The following is a 17035-nucleotide window of genomic DNA, read 5'->3' as shown; positions in this document are numbered from 1 at the left end:
AACTCGATTAGCTTGACACCTAAATGATTGTTGCTTCTTTATGCATAGCTGAGAACCTCTTCGTCTACATCTCCGTTTTGTGCAATCGTGATGATTTTCCATTTTCTTGTTTCCATGGGTTGACTATCATCGGTCAGTCTTTGGACTATACTTACTTGTTCCTCACCAGTCTTTCGGTCCTTTACTGTGAGAATATCTATCCACGAAAAATATCTGCTGCCTCTGTCCCGATTGGATAGCCATATTTCATCAGGGGTGGAGATTTTTTGATCATTTAATAAGAACTGAACTTTGACAATATCACCAGACGGGGCCTTCTCCTCTTCATCCCATGGAGTCATATCTGCTTTCCTGCCTGTTTTCACGTATATAGTTGAACAATGGGTTAAAAGAAATCGCCAGTAAAAATAGCGAGACGCCAGATATAACTATAAACTTCTTCATAAGTCCTCCTTTTTAACTTACAGTCAGTTTAAACTTTTGGCGTGAACCCCCATCCGGTCCATCGGGAACATATTCCTGCAAAGGACTAAATCCTAATTTCCGATAAAACTCCCTGGCAGGTTGGCCTGCTAAATGATCCTCACCAAAGGTAGTGACGGTTATCTAAATCTCCCAACCATAATAAACATTGTGGAATAAAATCTGCATAGTTCTGTAATGCATTAATCGTACGGATTACCTCACAAGTACCCAGCTCCCGTTCTGCGTCATCCGAGCTCTCCAGTCCTAGCGAACGTCTGATATTGTAAGCTAACCATTCTAATTTTCCCAAAAAGCCATAGTTGAGCACAACCTGCCAATCCGCATAAATCTCTCCGCCATGCTCCAGATAGCTGTTAATCAAATTTGAGAATGCCTTTTTGCTTAAATCTCCCGATTCAGAACCTGACCAATATAAAGCTACATCTATCAGCTCTAACGTCGGATGAATAGGTCCTGCTGCTTCCCAATCGATTATTATTGGAGCTTGCCGCTCATCCCACAAGACATTTTTGGGGTCTAAATCCCGATGGCTGATAACATAATGATTCGTCAATAGACTCGCTGAAGAATGAATCAATGCCTCCCAATTCTCTATCTTATGCAGGTGATCTGCCAGCAAGCTTGACCATTCTGCACGCTGCTGCTCTCCTTTGAGAGCAAGCTCTTTCCAATTGGCAACTGCAGCATTAGACGCTATAAGCGTTTCAAAGTGATGATCATCCGTTCCCTGTGAGAAATCGATGATGTGGAGCTGCGCAAGAATTGCCCCAATCTTTTTACAACAATCTAAATCTATTTCACCTAAAGGTAATGCCTTCCCCTGAACCCATGGAAACAATAAATAAAATTGCCCCTCAACCTCGTGCATACTACTGCCATTAGATACGATTGCCGGAACAGCATGGATCCCCTTTTGATAAGCCAGATTCGCAACCATTTCAGAAAAAATATAATTAGACATGGCTGTATCTCGTTGCATAATTTGAGGATTTAAGGCCTTTACTGCGTATTGCGCTTTATCCGTTTGCAGGCGATACATTCTGTGCAAGAGTCCACCTGTTATCGGTTCAGGTTCATTCATCAACAGACCCAGATTATATTTGGCACAAAGTGTAGCGAATTTTAAATTATAGCTTATATTTTCCATGTTATGTATTCCTTTCTGTGTGAGTAAAGTCGTACTCATTTAAAATGGTTCAAGTAAATTTAAAACATATTTTTGTCTTTATGAAATATTATGTACTGTTCACTATGACATCCTGTGTAACCCTCGTGAACCAAAAATGAAAAGGAGGCTTCGTTAATGAGTAAGCGGTTACATCAGTCAGGATATCTTGTAATCATTTGGTTTTTAGTCTTTACGTTAGGGACGGCAGCTTTTGGCTCTCTTTCCTCTGTTTCGGCAGCAGCTGCCCGGCAAGCGGAAAAGCTAAGTCGGGGACTAGTAGCAGTCAAGGTATCCAGCGGTGTATTTGTGAGCTGGCGGCTACTCGGAACAGAAGAACTGTCGGTTTCTTTTAATTTATACCGCAATGGCACAAAAGTAAACGTTACCCCAATCACGGACAGCACGAATTATCAGGATAACGCCGGCACAGCTTCGTCTAGCTATACAGTTCGAGCAATCGTTGGCGGTATTGAGCAATCTGATTCTCCAGCAGCAAATGTATGGGCCAACAATTATTTGGACGTTCCAATTCAAATTCCGGCTGGCGGCACTACGCCAGATGGCGTAAGTTATACCTATAGTGCCAATGATGCCAGCGTGGGTGACTTAGACGGTGACGGGGAATATGAAATCGTATTGAAGTGGGATCCTTCCAATTCCAAAGACAACTCGCAAAGTGGCTATACTGGCAACGTCTATCTGGATGCCTATAAGCTGAATGGAACTCGGCTATGGCGAATTGATCTGGGCAAAAATATTCGGGCTGGCGCACATTATACTCAATTTCTAGTCTATGATTTCAATGGTGATGGTAAAGCCGAAGTAGTCTGCAAAACAGCAGACGGTACGGTTGACGGAGTTGGCGTAACCATTGGAAACGTAAGTGCAGATTATCGCAATTCCAGTGGATATATCCTGACCGGACCTGAATATCTGAGTGTATTTTCCGGACAAACGGGGAAAGCCTTAACCACAATTGATTATGTTCCTGCCAGAGGAACGGTATCCAGTTGGGGTGACAATTACGGCAATCGAGTAGACCGCTTTTTAGCAGGAGTAGCCTATCTGGATGGAGTACATCCAAGCATCATTATGGCACGTGGTTATTATACACGCACAGTCGTTGTAGCTTTTGACTGGAATGGCAGTGCTTTGACTCGTAAATGGACCTTTGATAGCAATAGCTCCACCAATGCTGGAACCGCCGGTCAAGGTAATCATAGCTTAAGTGTAGCCGATGTGGATAACGATGGTAAGGATGAGATCATTTATGGTGCCTTAACCATTGATAATAACGGTGCGACCTTATACAATACAGGGCTGGGTCATGGAGACGCGCTGCATGTAGGCGATTTAAATCCGAACCGCCCCGGTCTCGAAGTTTTTAAAGTCATGGAAAATACTAGTTCTCCCTATGGCGCTGCGGTATGGGATGCTGCAAACGGGACGGTCTTATGGGGTGTATACACGGGAAAAGATACCGGCCGGGGGATGGCTGCCGATATTGATCCCAATTATCCCGGGGAAGAGGTATGGGCTCACGGCGTTGGCCTCTACTCCATTACAGGCACCAAAATAAGCAGCACAATGCCTTCTGTGAATTTTGGAATTTGGTGGGATGGCGACTTGTCCCGCGAACTGCTGGATGGTGTCAAGATTGATAAATGGAACCCTGCAAGCAACTCCGTTACCAATTTATTAACCGGAGCGAGCGTAGCATCCAACAATAGTACCAAAGCAACGCCAAGCCTACAGGCCGACCTGCTTGGAGACTGGCGCGAAGAGGCTATCTGGAGAAAGTCCGATAACTCGGCTCTACGAATCTATACAACTACGAACATCACCACTAATAAAATATATACCTTAATGCATGATCCAGTATATCGGTTGAGCATTGCCTGGCAGAATACAGCTTACAATCAACCTCCGCACACAGGATTTTTCCTAGGCAACGGTATGCCCACTGTGTCTAAACCCAATATCTACGTAGTGCCGTAAGCTTTCTAAAGAATTAGTAAGTGAATAAAAAAGCAATTGCAGTTATCCGGATGTGCCGGGGCAATTGCTTTTTTGTTCGGTTTATATCAGCAATGATCGAGGTGCGTTAATAGTTTTTTTAATTGTTTAATGCCTTCGCATTGAGTGGTTATTATTGCATATAAAATAGGTTTTAGTGCTGGGCAGATATTAAACTGTAAAACGTTGTTTGACATTCGTACAGCGCCCTCATGATGGGGTATCATCTCTCGTACAAAATTCGCATTCACTCCGTTGGTTACAGTTGCCGATCCCATTTCTGAGAACATCGTTTGCGTTATTTGCTCGAATTTCTTCATGTATTGAGATCGTTCAAAATCTGTATTCGTCAGCATTCTACATTTGCACTGGATAGCTTGCATATTGGAGATACTTTTGGTTTGTGCTGAAATGATACTTGTAGCAATACGCTGTATTTCAAGATTGGTCGTGTATTTAAGAATATTACGAGACATCTCAATAGCTGCGATATGATGCGGTATCATCTGTTGAATAAAGGTGTCTGATATACTACACGATAGCGGAACACATGTCATTCTTCTAATCATGGTATTTAGAATATTATAATAAGCATTCAGATAAGCTTGTGTCACATTGCTTAGTTTGCAGTTTCTATCCATAAGGTTCATAACTCCTTTCTGGATAGTGTATGAGAAACGTTATGGGTATGATCCTAGATCCCCAATCAGAATCCCAGCTTTAATAGCCAGGCCGCAAGCTTCTCCTCCCGCCTTTTCAATTCACCATCTACGCGATTATATTTTCCAAGCCGTTGCTCAGCTGCAATGCTGCCATCTAGCATATATAAGACACGCTCAGCTTGAGCAGCGACTTTGGCATCATGTGTGGCGATTATAAGCGTTGTTCCTGATTGATTAATATCTGCTAATATGTCCATGATTTCACTAGCTGCTTTTGAGTTAAGCGCCCCGGTTGGCTCATCGCCAAACAATATATCTGGCTGATTAATGAGTGCTCTGCAGATTGCTGCTCTTTGCAATTGTCCTCCTGACACCTGTGTAATATCACGTTCAGCCAGCGTAGCAATTCCTGTTTTGTTCATTAACTCGGCTGCTCTTTTATTGATAGTTCTACGGCTGCTGGTTCTCGCCCGATAAGCAGACAGGATGATATTGTCGCGGATATTCAAGTTTTTTAACAGATGCATTTGCTGAAAAATAAAGCCCATATGCTTTAAGCGCAGTCCGGCTAATTCGTTCTCTGAAACTCCGCTGATCTCCTGCCCTTTAAAAATAACACTTCCCGCTGTCAACTTATCCATCCCGCTGATCGTATACAGCAATGTTGATTTTCCTGAACCAGAAGGTCCCATGACAGCTATGAATTCCCCCTGTGACACCTGAAGCTGAACATCCTTTAATATCGACTGCGGAGTTCCTTGCCCTGTTGAATAACTTTTTTTTAACCCCTTCGTCTCTAATATGAACATTCTGCCACCTCCTATCATTCGACAATTAGTTTGGCTATACTGGATTTTCTCATTGAGATCGTGCTTGTTACGGTGGTGAGCGCTACAATCAGCATGAAAAGTAGCGGAAGAATAAGATAGGCTACCGCCGGATTGATTACAAACTGTATCTTAGAAGCACCCATAAAAGAGCCTAGCATTTGAGCAATTTTTTGCCCGAGAGTGTTAGCCGCAAAAGTACCAAGAATGACGCCCAGCCCTGATATTATCAGCATCCTTACCAGATACTGCCTACGAATATCTCCTAACGTAAAGCCAACACTTCTCAAAATAGCGGTTTGCGAAGAATCCTTGGCAAGCAGCATTTTCAGAAATAAAGAGGTAATCAATACCGAAATCGAAAATGCGATAACGATGGATAAGCCTGTAACTAGCTTCAATTGGCGAATTGTATTTCCTAATGTTTGAGCTAAATAGCTTTGCAGATGAGTGATTTTTGCTGGATAAAATAAATTGGTGTACTGATCCATTTTTGCCTGGACGGAAATTCCCGGGTTCACATCCAAAGCTACTACATACCAGAGAACCGTCTTCGGATCATATGGCAATTGCGCTTTTGCGGTTCGGCCACCATTAGTTATATCCTGATAGATCCCGCTAACAGTCAATTTTTTTGCCACCCCAGCAACCTCTAAAAAAACGGTATCCCCCACCTTTTTATTCAGTTCCTTGGCGTTCAGGTCAGAAAGAGCGATCTCACTTGCACTGCTAGGAGTTCCTCCATTAACATACGAGAGCGGAAAAATAGTAAAGTCACCGGTTTCAACATTTAGCGATTCCCATACACCATCACTACCTAATACCTTAAATCTAGAAGTAATCAGTGGAGATAATTTAGAGATGTCCGGGTCATTTTCAAGCTTGGTTATCATCTCATTAAAACGCTTCTCTATTTGGTTCGATTGCTGCAAATCTATACGAATATCGCTCTGACCGACGCCCATATAAGAAACAAACCGGGGAGACTGAAGGGTATTCAATATATTCACTGGCACTAGAATGATAAACAAACTGATCACAAATACGAAGAACAATAATCCGTACATGGTGAAGCGCCCGTAAACATCTTTTACCCCGAGAAAAGCATTCACGTTAACAAATTTACGCTTACTAAGTGAAAATCTGCTTGTGTTAATCCTTGCTTCACCCCTCGTACCTGACCGTAAAGCTTCTACAACCGTGATGCGATTAAAGCGTCTAAGAATCATCCGGCAAAAGAATACAACAACTCCAAAGATCAAACCTACCGCCAGGACAGGAACAAAATATTGAAGTATACTGGCAGGAGCAACGCCCAAATACAAAGTAATATTGGCTGTAAACAAACGCACCACACCTAAAGATAGTAAATATCCACATACAGAGGCGACGGCTGCCATCACGATATATTTTGCTAAATAAATGCTGCGAATATCTTGCTGCGTGATCCCAATCGCTTTCATGACACCTATCTCTCTGTAATCCTCTTCCAAGGTAGCGATCATCGTAAATCTGAGACATAAAATAGCAATCAGCATCAGCAGAACACTTACCAAAATAATAACAACTGCGATAATCCCATCCGTCAGTGCATTCAGCGTTTTAAATAAAGGATAGTCAATAGAGGGGCCTTTATTGGGCAGATTTGAGGATTGATACTCATTGCGGAAATCATTGAGCTTGGATAGATCCGTAAGCTGAAATTCAATCAGGTATTCAGGTTCGCCGAGCTTTTGTTTAAGCGCTGTAAAGTCAGCAGCGTTTACGACAAAACGTTTGGAGCTGACCATGGCTGGATTCATTTGGACATCCCTTACAAAATCAGTAATCACAAACTTTTTATCGAACTGTTCACCTAAAACGCTAACTACGTCGCCGATTTTCAGATTCTTTTGCTTCATATAATAAATGGGGACAGCGATTTCTCCTGCCGATACCTCAATCACCTTGTTCTCTAAATTCAGCAGCAAATCAAACGAAGGATTCTGCTCTACAAAGCCGATATCCATCACGCTGTTTGCTTCCGAGCCTTGGTTACTGCCTAGATAAACGTTAGATCCATCCAAGTTAAGCATCTCTACGGTTTGTTGATCTTTCACCAGTGGATTAGTAGCTGTAAAGCTCTCGATTGCTGAGCTGTCGATTTGTCCTGCGTGCATCTGCACGAAATGAGGGGCTTTAGATTTAATCAATAGCTGATTCAAGGACCCCGACAATTCTATAATCACTTGCGACGCTGAAGCAACAAGCAAAGCCGATAACATGATAAACACAAATAATCCGAAGGTAATGATTTTATTGCGTTGAAGGTCTCTTTTTACAATTCGTAGCAGCATTGACGGGCCTTCTCCTCTCTAATACGGAATTCAATTATTCACGTTCAAGGCAGCGAATTGATTTCATTCGGGGGATCACAAATGCCATAATAATGATGAGCAAACCAGAGATGATAAATAATAAGCCGATTCCCCGTCCTTCCCCTGTGCCTATCACCTTACCTACTGATGAAGCAAGCAGACCTCCCTCTCGTAAAAGAGGATTAAACACTTGATCAGCCAATATGCCAGCAAAAGCATACGCAGCCACATAACCAAGTTGTGATAAAATGCCAATGATCCCCCATGCCCGCCCCTGTGTGTCATTTGGGATATGGTTGCGAATCATAACGTCAGCACTGGTATTAACAAAAGGCAACGTTGCAAAAAATAAAAAGCCAGCAGCTGTAATAAAAGCAACATTCGTGGTCAGACCCACCAAAGAAAAAAACAGTCCGGCGAATCCTAGGCCGAGCGCTAATACTTTGATATATTTACGATCGATGCTAAAAACTCCAATAATCAGACTGCCGAGCAACATCCCTATAGCACTTACAGATAATACCGTGCCTAGAGTTTTCGTATCCGTAAAGGGTAAAAGCATAGGCGTATATAAGGTTTGGAGAAAACCCACATAAAAAGTAACGACAGACAAAATGATCGTAAGCTGCAGTACACCTTTCGTGTAAATAAGAGCATCCCAGCCCTCCTTCAAATCTTTTACAAACGACTGATTCGTTGGAACTCTGTGTTCAGTCTGTAGATTCCTGCGAACAGCCATCACTGCAAGAACTGTAACTAGAAAGGTTGAGATATCTATAAGCAGGATAGTTTTTATATCCATAAAGCTAAGCAAAATCCCGGCAAGGATAGGGGAAAGAAGATATTTTGAGGACGCAGCAAGCTGAACTAAACCACTAGCCTTGGCAAATTGCTCCTCTGTTAATAAATCTGTAATGGTAGCCTTGTAGGCAGGTTCAAGCAAGGATACAAAAATCGAACTAAACGTCACGCCCAGACAAATCTGCCATAAATGAGGTTCACCCAGCAGCATGATGATGAGAACATATACAAGTCCAAAAGCAGACAACAAATCCCCTGCTATCATCATCAATCGCCGATCAAACCGATCCGCTAACACGCCGCCAAAAGGACTGAGCACAATGGAAGGGAGAAAAGCACATAAGGTTAAAAGTGCCACGCTAGAGGCAGTCTGTGTCATCTGGAACACATAAACCCCTAAGGTGAAAGCTGTCAACCCGCTGCCAACACTGGATATCCACTCCCCCATCCAAATGATCATAAAATTTCCGAAGGATTTGTTGTTCAGAATATTCCCTCTCCCCTACTCAAACATTTGAAACACATAGTCGAAGCTGCCCTTCTCCGCCCCCAGCGTAATTTCCATCGTATAGATAAAAGCTCTTATCTTCTGGATGATTTCCTCAGGCTGCCACTTGAATATCCCTTCATCAAAAAGAAATTGAGAGGTAATCAATAGAAATTCCATCGTCTCCCGGGGATACGGATTGTGAAACAGTCCCTCCTCTATGCCCTGCTCAATGACCTCCGTCAAAACAGGAGTTAGCCGCAAAATGGTTTCCACCAAGCTTTTCTGGTGCAGCTGTGCATTATCAGCCTGATGGAACTGCTCAATCATTTGGCTTTTTCTGTCCGTATCCGGCTTTTGCGCCATAATGATTTGCAGCAGCTTTTCATGAACGGTCAGCTTAGGATCTGCAGCAATTTGCTTAGCAGCTGCTACACCAGCATCAATAAATCGCAGCACAACAGCATCCATGACCTCTTCCTTCGATTTAAAATAATAGTAAAAGGTTCCCTTCGCAATACCTATAGCCTGCAAGACATCATTCACTGTCGTTTTGGTATACCCTTTCGTAAAAAACAGCATTTCTGCTGTATCCAATATTTCATTTCTACGTTCTTCCGCTTCTTTGGAAATTCTCATCTGCAACGTCCTCCATTCTATCGACCGACCGTCGGTCTATTCCAATTATATACAAATATTAGATCGTGTCAAGATTAATCCGGCATCACAAAAAAGAGAGAATTCCAAAAGCTACGTTATAGCAGCTGGAACTCCCTCGTTTTGGGATATACTGTTGGGTTTAACTGTTGAGTTTTAGTCTTACTGTTTACTGTTTGGTCTTATTGTTTACTGTTTGGTTTTACTGTTTGGTCTTACTGCTGCATCTTATTTTTAGCTTGCTCTTTGATCTGATCCATGGAGATACCTTTGCTCGCGTTGTAACACTAAACTACTAAACTTCGTTTGCTTGGATCACATTTGCACTTACGACGCAGCTTATCGGACACAGCTGACCTTATACGCTGCATTATCCCCCATTTGGATTCCTAACGGACCGCATAGCACCTATTGGCATCAAAAACACCACAAAAGACCGCTTCCTCAAGGAATAGCTGCACTGGAGTCCGAAAACCGGCTCAAAGGGCTATAAATTTGCAAATAGCGTCCTCTGGGTCCTTAAGCAACACGGGATAGGGATTCAATAGGTAATCAATAGGTATTAATTACCTAAGTTCGGACTAAGTGGCTTCCGGCTGGAGATTTTGCCCCCAAACGGCTTCCCTGTATAGAATGCTGCTATTTCGCATGAGCTTCTGCAATCCCGTCTCAAATAGATTATCTAATCCGCCGGATTGTACTAATGAAAATTTGCTGCCCAAGGAATAGGCTATATAATAATCCGCCCAACTGCTATAACGTTCTTGTAGCTGCCTTGCGGCTTCTATTTTGTATTCCCAGGCTTCTTCCTTCTTCAAATAATCTTCAACATAACCAATCCGGCTCAGATAAATTACCCAAGCTAACCCAAAAGCAGAAATGTCACCAGAAGGCAACTGATGTATACCTTGTGCAACAACCTTCAGATTAACAAAATCCTCATGATCCTTATGTGCCTCAAGATATTTACTGCGTGAGGTTTCGGAAAGTGTGGCTAAACGAGCATGTAAAGATCTATATTCTGCACGGTTGCCATCTTCTAGAAGCCAGCGAATCTGGCGATGAAAGGAGTTAGCATCCTCGATATTCCATCTTTCACAAGCATTTTTGATTAAACCTCTTTTGAAGAAGACATTACTGAAATCAAACTCATAAACCACATAGTATCTCCCTAAGAGACCACGTATGCAGGTAGAGGAAAGACAGCGGAAATACATTTCCAATCGTTTTCTTTGCTTAACATTGTATTCCTTCAGCATATAGAGCCTCCTGATATTAGTTCGTGAATAGGTATGCTGTTTTGCAAATCTTCCTGATTTTCCATAGAAAAATAAGAATGAACACCGCATTGACAAGCGGGGGAAGCTCAGATACTGAAAAATAATATATGGTATATACCAAAATATAGAACCAGCTTAATTTCAGGAAAAGCAATAGATAGAATAATATAGACCCTATAATGCTCTTTCCAATGCTTACGAGCGAAGAGATACGAAGACGTTGTGGATACAGTTTTTTGTTCTTCAACATGAACTTATTCGCAAGGTAACGAAAATGAATGAACTCGTCCTTTTTAGGCTCATTAGTCTCCGTTTGTGTAAGAGCTTCCTCAATTTGAGAACATGCAATCTTACATTCCAGAATTAAACATTGCACATCTCTATTTCCAGCATCCTCTTGCAGCAAATATTCACAATCCTTCATCGCTTCCTCATAACGCTGCAAATAGTAGAGAAGCCGGCCTCTTAATAAGTAACCGTCTCTTTCGTTAGGCCACATAGTGGTTACTCGGTCCAAGCACACCAGCGCTTCCATATAATCAGCAGTATCCAGACAATTCTTAGCTCGCAATAATTGCAGATCCGGATCATTCTGAAACAGCTTATTTGCTTCGTCGAGCAGTTGACCCGCTTCAGTATGTTTATCCTCCATCAGCATGAATTGAGCGGATCGCCTCAGATTTAGATAGTGTTCTATGTCAAACTCAAGAGACTCCTGCAAAAGGAAACACTCATAACGCATTTCCATGCTTCCGTCGACCTGCCCTAGTATGTACTCAACTAACTTATTATCATAACGTTGAAGAAATATTTCCTTGTCCTCACGAAAATGAAAAAATGAATCCAAAGCCTCCCATACGGCATGAGGCAAATTTCGATACTGATCAAGGAACAACATAAGCTTATCCCTTAGCCGATCACGATGCTCTATACTCCACATGAAATCTTCATTCAAAAGTGAATGCCACGAAGCTTGTTTAATCCGCCGCGAGAAATCCGCATACAGTTCCCTAATTTGTCTGTCAAAAATATCTGCTGGCTGTTCTTGAAGATCAGCATCAAGTTGAATGGGAAGTGGGCGAAATAGCGCCCACTCGTTTTCATGCGGTATAGTAGTAGCCCCTTCTACTTCCTCCTCGGTGTCTTCCTCCGCAACTTCTTGTTCTTCCTCCTCGCTTTCTTCCTCCTCAACTTCATCTACTCGTATTACTTTTTCTGCTTGTATCACCATTTTTTCTATTTCTTTTGATATTGCTTCTGCTATTTCTTTCTTATCCTCACCTACCAATGAAGGGACAGTGCTTGCTATACGCTGCCCGGAGCGGGCCCATTTCACAGCTGTATCATAAGCTTCTCTAAGCTGCTGGTATCCTTCAGGGTCATCTTCGGGGTGATGCGATTTCAGTTTTTTGGCATAGGCCTTTTTGATGATAGCTAGTTCATCTGTGGGTTCAATCTCCAACATACTCCAGATTGTCATGTGAAGTATGACCACCCTTCAATTTCCGCCAATTGCTCATTGAAAGCTTGTGCCGCTTTTTCAATCACTTTCTCGTTCTGAGTATATAAAGCATCTTCGAATACTTTCAGACACTGTGCGATAAATTTCCGTTGGTCCCCAAGCACCTCTTCATATAAACGCTCACCTCTAGCAAGCAGAAGCCTGTTCTCGGTACGCTCACGCGGATGAATTTTGATACTCCGCAGTTCCAGTAAACGAGCTTCAATTTGCTTTTTCGTCATTCCACCAGCATTTTGCTCAATGATCATCTGATGCTTCTGACCTGTTGAAACGGTTGTAACCTCCACCTCAAGAATCCCATTCACATCATATGTATATCTCACATCTATACTTTCTTCTCCCCGAGGTGCTTGCGGAATCTGAAACTCCATTTCTCCCAGGAAAAGATTATTTTCAACGCGAGGACTCTCCCCCTGATACACATCCACACTTATGATCTTTTGATTATCTGCGGCTGTATATAGACGTTCTACCCGGCTAACAGGAATCGGAGTGTTACGTTCAATGATCGGAAAGTAATGTCCAGATGACGTTTGTCCGCTTGAACCTCTTCGCAGAACACTGGTTCCTAATGTATAGGGGCAAACGTCCGTCAAAATCATTTCATCCAGCGCTTGATCACGCTGCTTCAGCGCCACCTGAACCGCAGCTCCCAGTGCGACGGTCTCATCTGGGCTGATATTCGCATAAGGCATTTTCCCGAACATACGGCTGATAATTTGCTTAATCAGAGGCATTTTAGTCGCACCCCCAATCATCACAATCCCATCCAGATCGGAAGGCTGCAGAGAAGCATCCCGCAATGCTCTTTCTATCGGCTGTCTTAGACGTATTAGTAATGGTTGTACCAATTGCTCAAGCTCTGAGCGTTCTATAGTCAGCACGTATTCTTCCTCTTTAATAACTATCCGCATAGTCGCAGCAGACTCTGTACCAAGAATTCGTTTACTCTGCTCAGCCTGCTTATACAACATCGACCTCGTTATTGGTGTTAACGATTCAGCGTCCAGCTTATTCTTTTGGATAAAATAGGCCACTAGTATCTCTGTGAAATCTTCCCCGCCAAGATAGTTATCTCCGGCAATCGACTTAACATCCATTACCCCTTCGAAAAGCTCCAGGATTGACACATCAAAGGTTCCTCCACCCAAATCAAAAACAAGAAATGAAGTCTCCTGATTCTGATGCAGGCCATAAGCGAGTGCCGCCGCCGTAGGTTCACTAATAAGCCGCTCTACTTGTAAACCAGCCATCTCAGCCGCTTTCTTAGTTGCTTTCCGCTGAACATCATTGAAATAAGCCGGAACACTGATTATAGCTTTCGTTACGGACTCACCTAGATGATTTTCCGCATCCTCTTTCAGTGATCGCAGAACAAAAGAAGATAACTCTTCAGGAGTAAAAGTCATCGTACCTAGCGTGTATTTCTTTGCTGATCCCATAAAGCGCTTAAAAGTCGAGGCGGTTAACTGTGGATGTGTAATCAGTCTTTCCTGTGCGATTCTTCCAACTAATACTTCTCCCCCTGCATCTACACTAACAATCGAGGGTGTTACATGCTCCCCGAGTACATTGGGAATAATTACAGCCTGACTGCCGTCCCAATAAGCAGCAAGACTATAGGTCGTTCCTAAATCAATTCCGATTGTTCTCACTACTATCTCCACTCCTTTTATATACAATAATATACAAAGAAAAGAGTCCAAGAATCGAAATGTCACTAATTCAACATATTTACATCCAGAGCATAATAATGAAATTGCGCTTCTGCAATAGACATAAAAAAGGTATCTCAAAAGCCACAATGGCTAATGGGATACCTTCATTTTTTGGCGGAGGATATTTTTCTGTACATCATCTATAAAAAAACAGTCTCATTCGTTCTCTGGACGTCCTAACATCTGATCTATCTTCTCTTTTGCACCTTCCCATGAGGTCAATAATGGAAAAGCATATTGTTCACGGGCCCGCAAATTCCATGGATGCGGAATACAAAGCACTTTTCTTCCCTCCTGCAATGCCGGAACCAGGTTATGCACCCCGTCATCGATCAATAGATCGTAGTTAATAAGATTTTTTCGCTTACAGGTAAAGAAATTTTCAATCGGAATAAACGGCATATGCTTCTGCAGCCAGTTCCATTTTTCCACCACCGACTGGGGTTGGGCTGCCGTAACTATAATTACATCATAAGCGTTATGCAGCTTCTCCATTTCTCCTACGACATGTTCGTCAAACAGTTCAAGCTCTTCATACAGACCGGGCCGCCCATAGAAAATCTCTTGTGTACAATCCGGATGACGTAAATGATCCGTATTCCAATCAAGCATTTCCTCATACCGCAGCAGATGCGTGGGAAAATCATTATTATTATGGTATATGGCTCGCTTCACTAGATGGCAAATTGTATCATCCATATCTACTGCAATTATTGGCTTCCTCATCTGCGCCTCCATTATTTTTTTAGATTACACTTTAATTATATACAATGAAATTACGGTTTTCGTCGAGAGTTAATTAAAATCCCCGTTAATGTTTATTAAATGCTTCTACGCATTTTTGGCAGATACAAGCTTTCCCTCTCAGTTCTTCCGGGATCTGTTCTTGCAATTCGAGTGGAATTTCTGTATGGAAACACCAACAGTCACCGCCTTCAGCGCCACAACGATTCAATTCTTTACATAAAGGACAATGGCGTTCTTCAACCAGTATGTTCATCATATTCAAAATTTCTACTCCCCCAAAAATCACAAACTATTTTTCTTTGGAAAACCATATCAATAAAATAAATCCAACAAATGACAAAACGCCAGTAAGTAAAACAAACAACTCCCAGAATAGGTTACCGCCATAACCATTTATAAAGATTCCAACTTTAGCATAACTTCAATTTCTCTATTATTCCTACACTTGTGAACTCGGTTCACTTGCATTAAGATAGTGAACATTACGAACTCAAATGGGAGAATAACAGATGAATGATAAGAAGCTGAGCTTTTTAGATACCCTACATAGTGACTTACTTGCTACCATGGAAGAAGTATATAATCCTTGCAGGTTTGATTGCTCCGATCCAATTCTTGAACCGCAAAATGCAGAATACGGAGCATATATCTTTACCTTAAATGCACTGGCCATTAGATTCCGGGTGGCTAAAATCACACCCACTAAAGTCGGGCAATTTGTGACACTATGGGAGCGAATTGGAGATCATCCCATCCAACCCTATGACATCTCAGATCCTGCTGATCTCTTCGTTATAAGTACACGAAATGGGAATCACTTTGGCCAATTTATTTTTCCAAAAGCTGTCCTAAGAGAACAAGATATTCTATCTGATAAAGGTGAAGGTGGAAAAAGAGCTTTTCGAGTCTACCCGCCTTGGGACATTCCCACGAGTCGCCAAGCTCAAAAAACGCAAACATGGCAGTCGGAATATTTCTTGGATATCCCTGCAAATAAACCCGTAGACTACCTTCGTGCGCAAGCACTTTACGGTTTACCCGTAAATCTTACGGTCTGACCTATCTCCTCCACATGTTCCTTATCGCCCTGCAAAATAAAATAATAGTATACATCATCTCCTATTTTCACCGCTTCGGGATATTTAATTATAAGCGCCGCTTGATGATTCCATTCCTCCCCTTGGTCAGCAGAAGGCATAATCAACTTTGCCTTCTCTTCCTCTTTCAACCTCTCTAATGTCAGTTCAGTAATTTGCGGATTGGACCCATAAGGCTTCAGCTGATGGGAGGCAACGATTTCAGCAACTTCATCTATTGATTGTCCCTCTCCAGACATAGCGGATAATTGAAAAAAACCATCCTCCCCCTGACCCTTCTTATCATCTGCTGAATCTACGACCCATTCCGTTGGATACTTCAAAGAGACTCCATAAGCATTGGAAGTAAAGGTTGCAAGCCCAGTTTGCGTAACCAGCATACCGATTACAGTACCTGCAAGTACAATAACCGCGATAACCAACACCCATAGCCACCGTTTTTTGTATACTCTTATTTTCACGATATCCCCCTAAATCAATAATTAGTTGACATGTACAATATTAGGAAATAAGATATAAACAAACACATGAGCAATCATTCATATGTATTAGTGAGGAGGAAATTAAAATGAGCGATCTTAAAAATATCCTATCTCTACTTCTTTTCTGCATCTTCCTAATTTCTTATCTATTAAAGCTCCTTATACTTTACAAGAAAAACCACATTAAAGGAAACGTTCTGGCTAAAGGCGCTAAACTATCTAAGATCCATTATACCGAGCTATTGGTAAAAACCTCTACTTTTTTATGGGGCGCAGCATGGTTTGTTTTTTCCGTAGCAGAGTCCTTTATGGTTACACTTGTAGACAAAACGTTTGATATTCCTGTAATTCACTTTAGCGGTGTGGGTGTAGCTGCCCTCGGATGTTCCATTTTCATTCAAGCTATGATTGCTATGCGCACTTCATGGAGAGTTGGGATTGATAAGACTACTGTAACCAAACTCATCACACACGGTATTTATAAATATAGTAGAAACGCTGCATTTGTCGGGTTTGATCTCATGTTTTTGGGATTGTATCTGATGTACCCCAATCTGTTAACACTCCTAATATTCATTCTTAACATTGCCGCGATTCATTTACTAATTCTTCAAGAAGAGCAACATTTAAAGTCCGTATTCGGAGACGAATATATCCAATATGCCAATAATACACCCAGATATTTTTTATTTTAAAATCTTTTATCAAGCTCCGATAATTTATATTCA

The 17035-nt window shown here is 42.0% G+C and carries 16 protein-coding genes; 3 read left to right on the top strand and 13 right to left on the bottom strand.

Annotation, left to right across the window (positions count from 1 at the left end; all coding sequences use genetic code 11):
• Positions 1–38 precede the first annotated feature (38 nt).
• Together MHH49_RS21400 and MHH49_RS21395 are read right to left on the bottom strand one after the other, a co-directional pair.
• A complete protein-coding gene (locus MHH49_RS21400) occupies positions 39–341 on the bottom strand; it encodes a hypothetical protein (protein WP_341138466.1) in 303 nt (100 codons plus the stop codon).
• Positions 342–583: 242 nt separating this feature from the next.
• Positions 584–1633 carry a phosphotransferase gene (locus tag MHH49_RS21395; protein WP_076272008.1) on the bottom strand — a complete coding sequence of 350 codons (1050 nt, stop codon included), beginning with the start codon at positions 1631–1633 and terminating at the stop codon, positions 584–586.
• A gap of 156 nt (positions 1634–1789) precedes the next feature.
• Between MHH49_RS21395 and MHH49_RS21390 the strand changes: the two genes are divergently transcribed.
• Positions 1790–3652, top strand: a complete 1863-nt coding sequence (locus MHH49_RS21390) for a rhamnogalacturonan lyase (RefSeq protein WP_178944157.1) — start codon at positions 1790–1792, stop codon at positions 3650–3652.
• An 86-nt stretch (positions 3653–3738) separates the two neighbouring features.
• Here the strand turns inward: MHH49_RS21390 and MHH49_RS21385 are convergent, their stop codons facing one another.
• The 10 genes from MHH49_RS21385 to MHH49_RS21340 all read right to left on the bottom strand — a co-directional run bounded on the left by MHH49_RS21385 (position 3739) and on the right by MHH49_RS21340 (position 14984).
• Positions 3739–4311 (bottom strand): DUF305 domain-containing protein, encoded by a 573-nt coding sequence (locus MHH49_RS21385; protein ID WP_076297672.1) that lies wholly within the window; start codon positions 4309–4311, stop codon positions 3739–3741.
• 65 nt (positions 4312–4376) lie between these two features.
• Positions 4377–5141: an ABC transporter ATP-binding protein gene (locus tag MHH49_RS21380; protein WP_036688966.1), complete on the bottom strand. Its 765-nt coding sequence runs from the start codon at positions 5139–5141 to the stop codon at positions 4377–4379.
• Positions 5142–5155: 14 nt separating this feature from the next.
• Positions 5156–7495 (bottom strand): ABC transporter permease, encoded by a 2340-nt coding sequence (locus MHH49_RS21375; RefSeq protein WP_341138465.1) that lies wholly within the window; start codon positions 7493–7495, stop codon positions 5156–5158.
• A 34-nt stretch (positions 7496–7529) separates the two neighbouring features.
• Positions 7530–8777 carry an MFS transporter gene (locus tag MHH49_RS21370; RefSeq protein ID WP_179086768.1) on the bottom strand — a complete coding sequence of 416 codons (1248 nt, stop codon included), beginning with the start codon at positions 8775–8777 and terminating at the stop codon, positions 7530–7532.
• Between the two features lie 42 nt (positions 8778–8819).
• Complete coding sequence (locus tag MHH49_RS21365; protein ID WP_076129871.1) at positions 8820–9443, bottom strand: TetR/AcrR family transcriptional regulator; 624 nt, start codon at positions 9441–9443, stop codon at positions 8820–8822.
• A 599-nt stretch (positions 9444–10042) separates the two neighbouring features.
• A complete protein-coding gene (locus MHH49_RS21360) occupies positions 10043–10720 on the bottom strand; it encodes a DUF1266 domain-containing protein (RefSeq protein ID WP_051491590.1) in 678 nt (225 codons plus the stop codon).
• Positions 10721–10736: 16 nt separating this feature from the next.
• Positions 10737–12221 carry a J domain-containing protein gene (locus MHH49_RS21355; RefSeq protein ID WP_312148318.1) on the bottom strand — a complete coding sequence of 495 codons (1485 nt, stop codon included), beginning with the start codon at positions 12219–12221 and terminating at the stop codon, positions 10737–10739.
• Entirely contained in the window at positions 12218–13918 is a 1701-nt protein-coding gene (locus tag MHH49_RS21350; protein WP_076129873.1) for a molecular chaperone HscC, read from the bottom strand. Before MHH49_RS21350 ends, MHH49_RS21355 begins: the two co-directional genes overlap by 4 nt.
• Before the next feature lie 219 nt (positions 13919–14137).
• Positions 14138–14707 carry a 5' nucleotidase, NT5C type gene (locus MHH49_RS21345; RefSeq protein ID WP_076129874.1) on the bottom strand — a complete coding sequence of 190 codons (570 nt, stop codon included), beginning with the start codon at positions 14705–14707 and terminating at the stop codon, positions 14138–14140.
• A gap of 85 nt (positions 14708–14792) precedes the next feature.
• Positions 14793–14984, bottom strand: a complete 192-nt coding sequence (locus MHH49_RS21340) for a cysteine-rich CWC family protein (protein WP_076129911.1) — start codon at positions 14982–14984, stop codon at positions 14793–14795.
• Positions 14985–15237: 253 nt separating this feature from the next.
• Between MHH49_RS21340 and MHH49_RS21335 the strand changes: the two genes are divergently transcribed.
• Positions 15238–15786, top strand: a complete 549-nt coding sequence (locus MHH49_RS21335; protein ID WP_076129875.1) for a MepB family protein — start codon at positions 15238–15240, stop codon at positions 15784–15786.
• On the opposite strand, the gene MHH49_RS21330 is transcribed toward MHH49_RS21335, so the two are convergent.
• Positions 15756–16286, bottom strand: coding sequence for a hypothetical protein (locus MHH49_RS21330; protein WP_076129876.1), 531 nt, complete (start codon positions 16284–16286; stop codon positions 15756–15758). The genes MHH49_RS21335 and MHH49_RS21330 overlap by 31 nt on opposite strands.
• A 107-nt stretch (positions 16287–16393) precedes the next feature.
• Between MHH49_RS21330 and MHH49_RS21325 the strand changes: the two genes are divergently transcribed.
• Positions 16394–17002, top strand: coding sequence for a methyltransferase family protein (locus tag MHH49_RS21325; protein WP_076129877.1), 609 nt, complete (start codon positions 16394–16396; stop codon positions 17000–17002).
• Positions 17003–17035: the final 33 nt, after the last annotated feature.

This window comes from Paenibacillus sp. FSL F4-0122, from assembly GCF_038002845.1.
Classification (GTDB): Bacteria; Bacillota; Bacilli; order Paenibacillales; family Paenibacillaceae; genus Paenibacillus_AQ; species Paenibacillus_AQ odorifer.
This window is presented reverse-complemented; position numbering and strand designations above follow the sequence as displayed.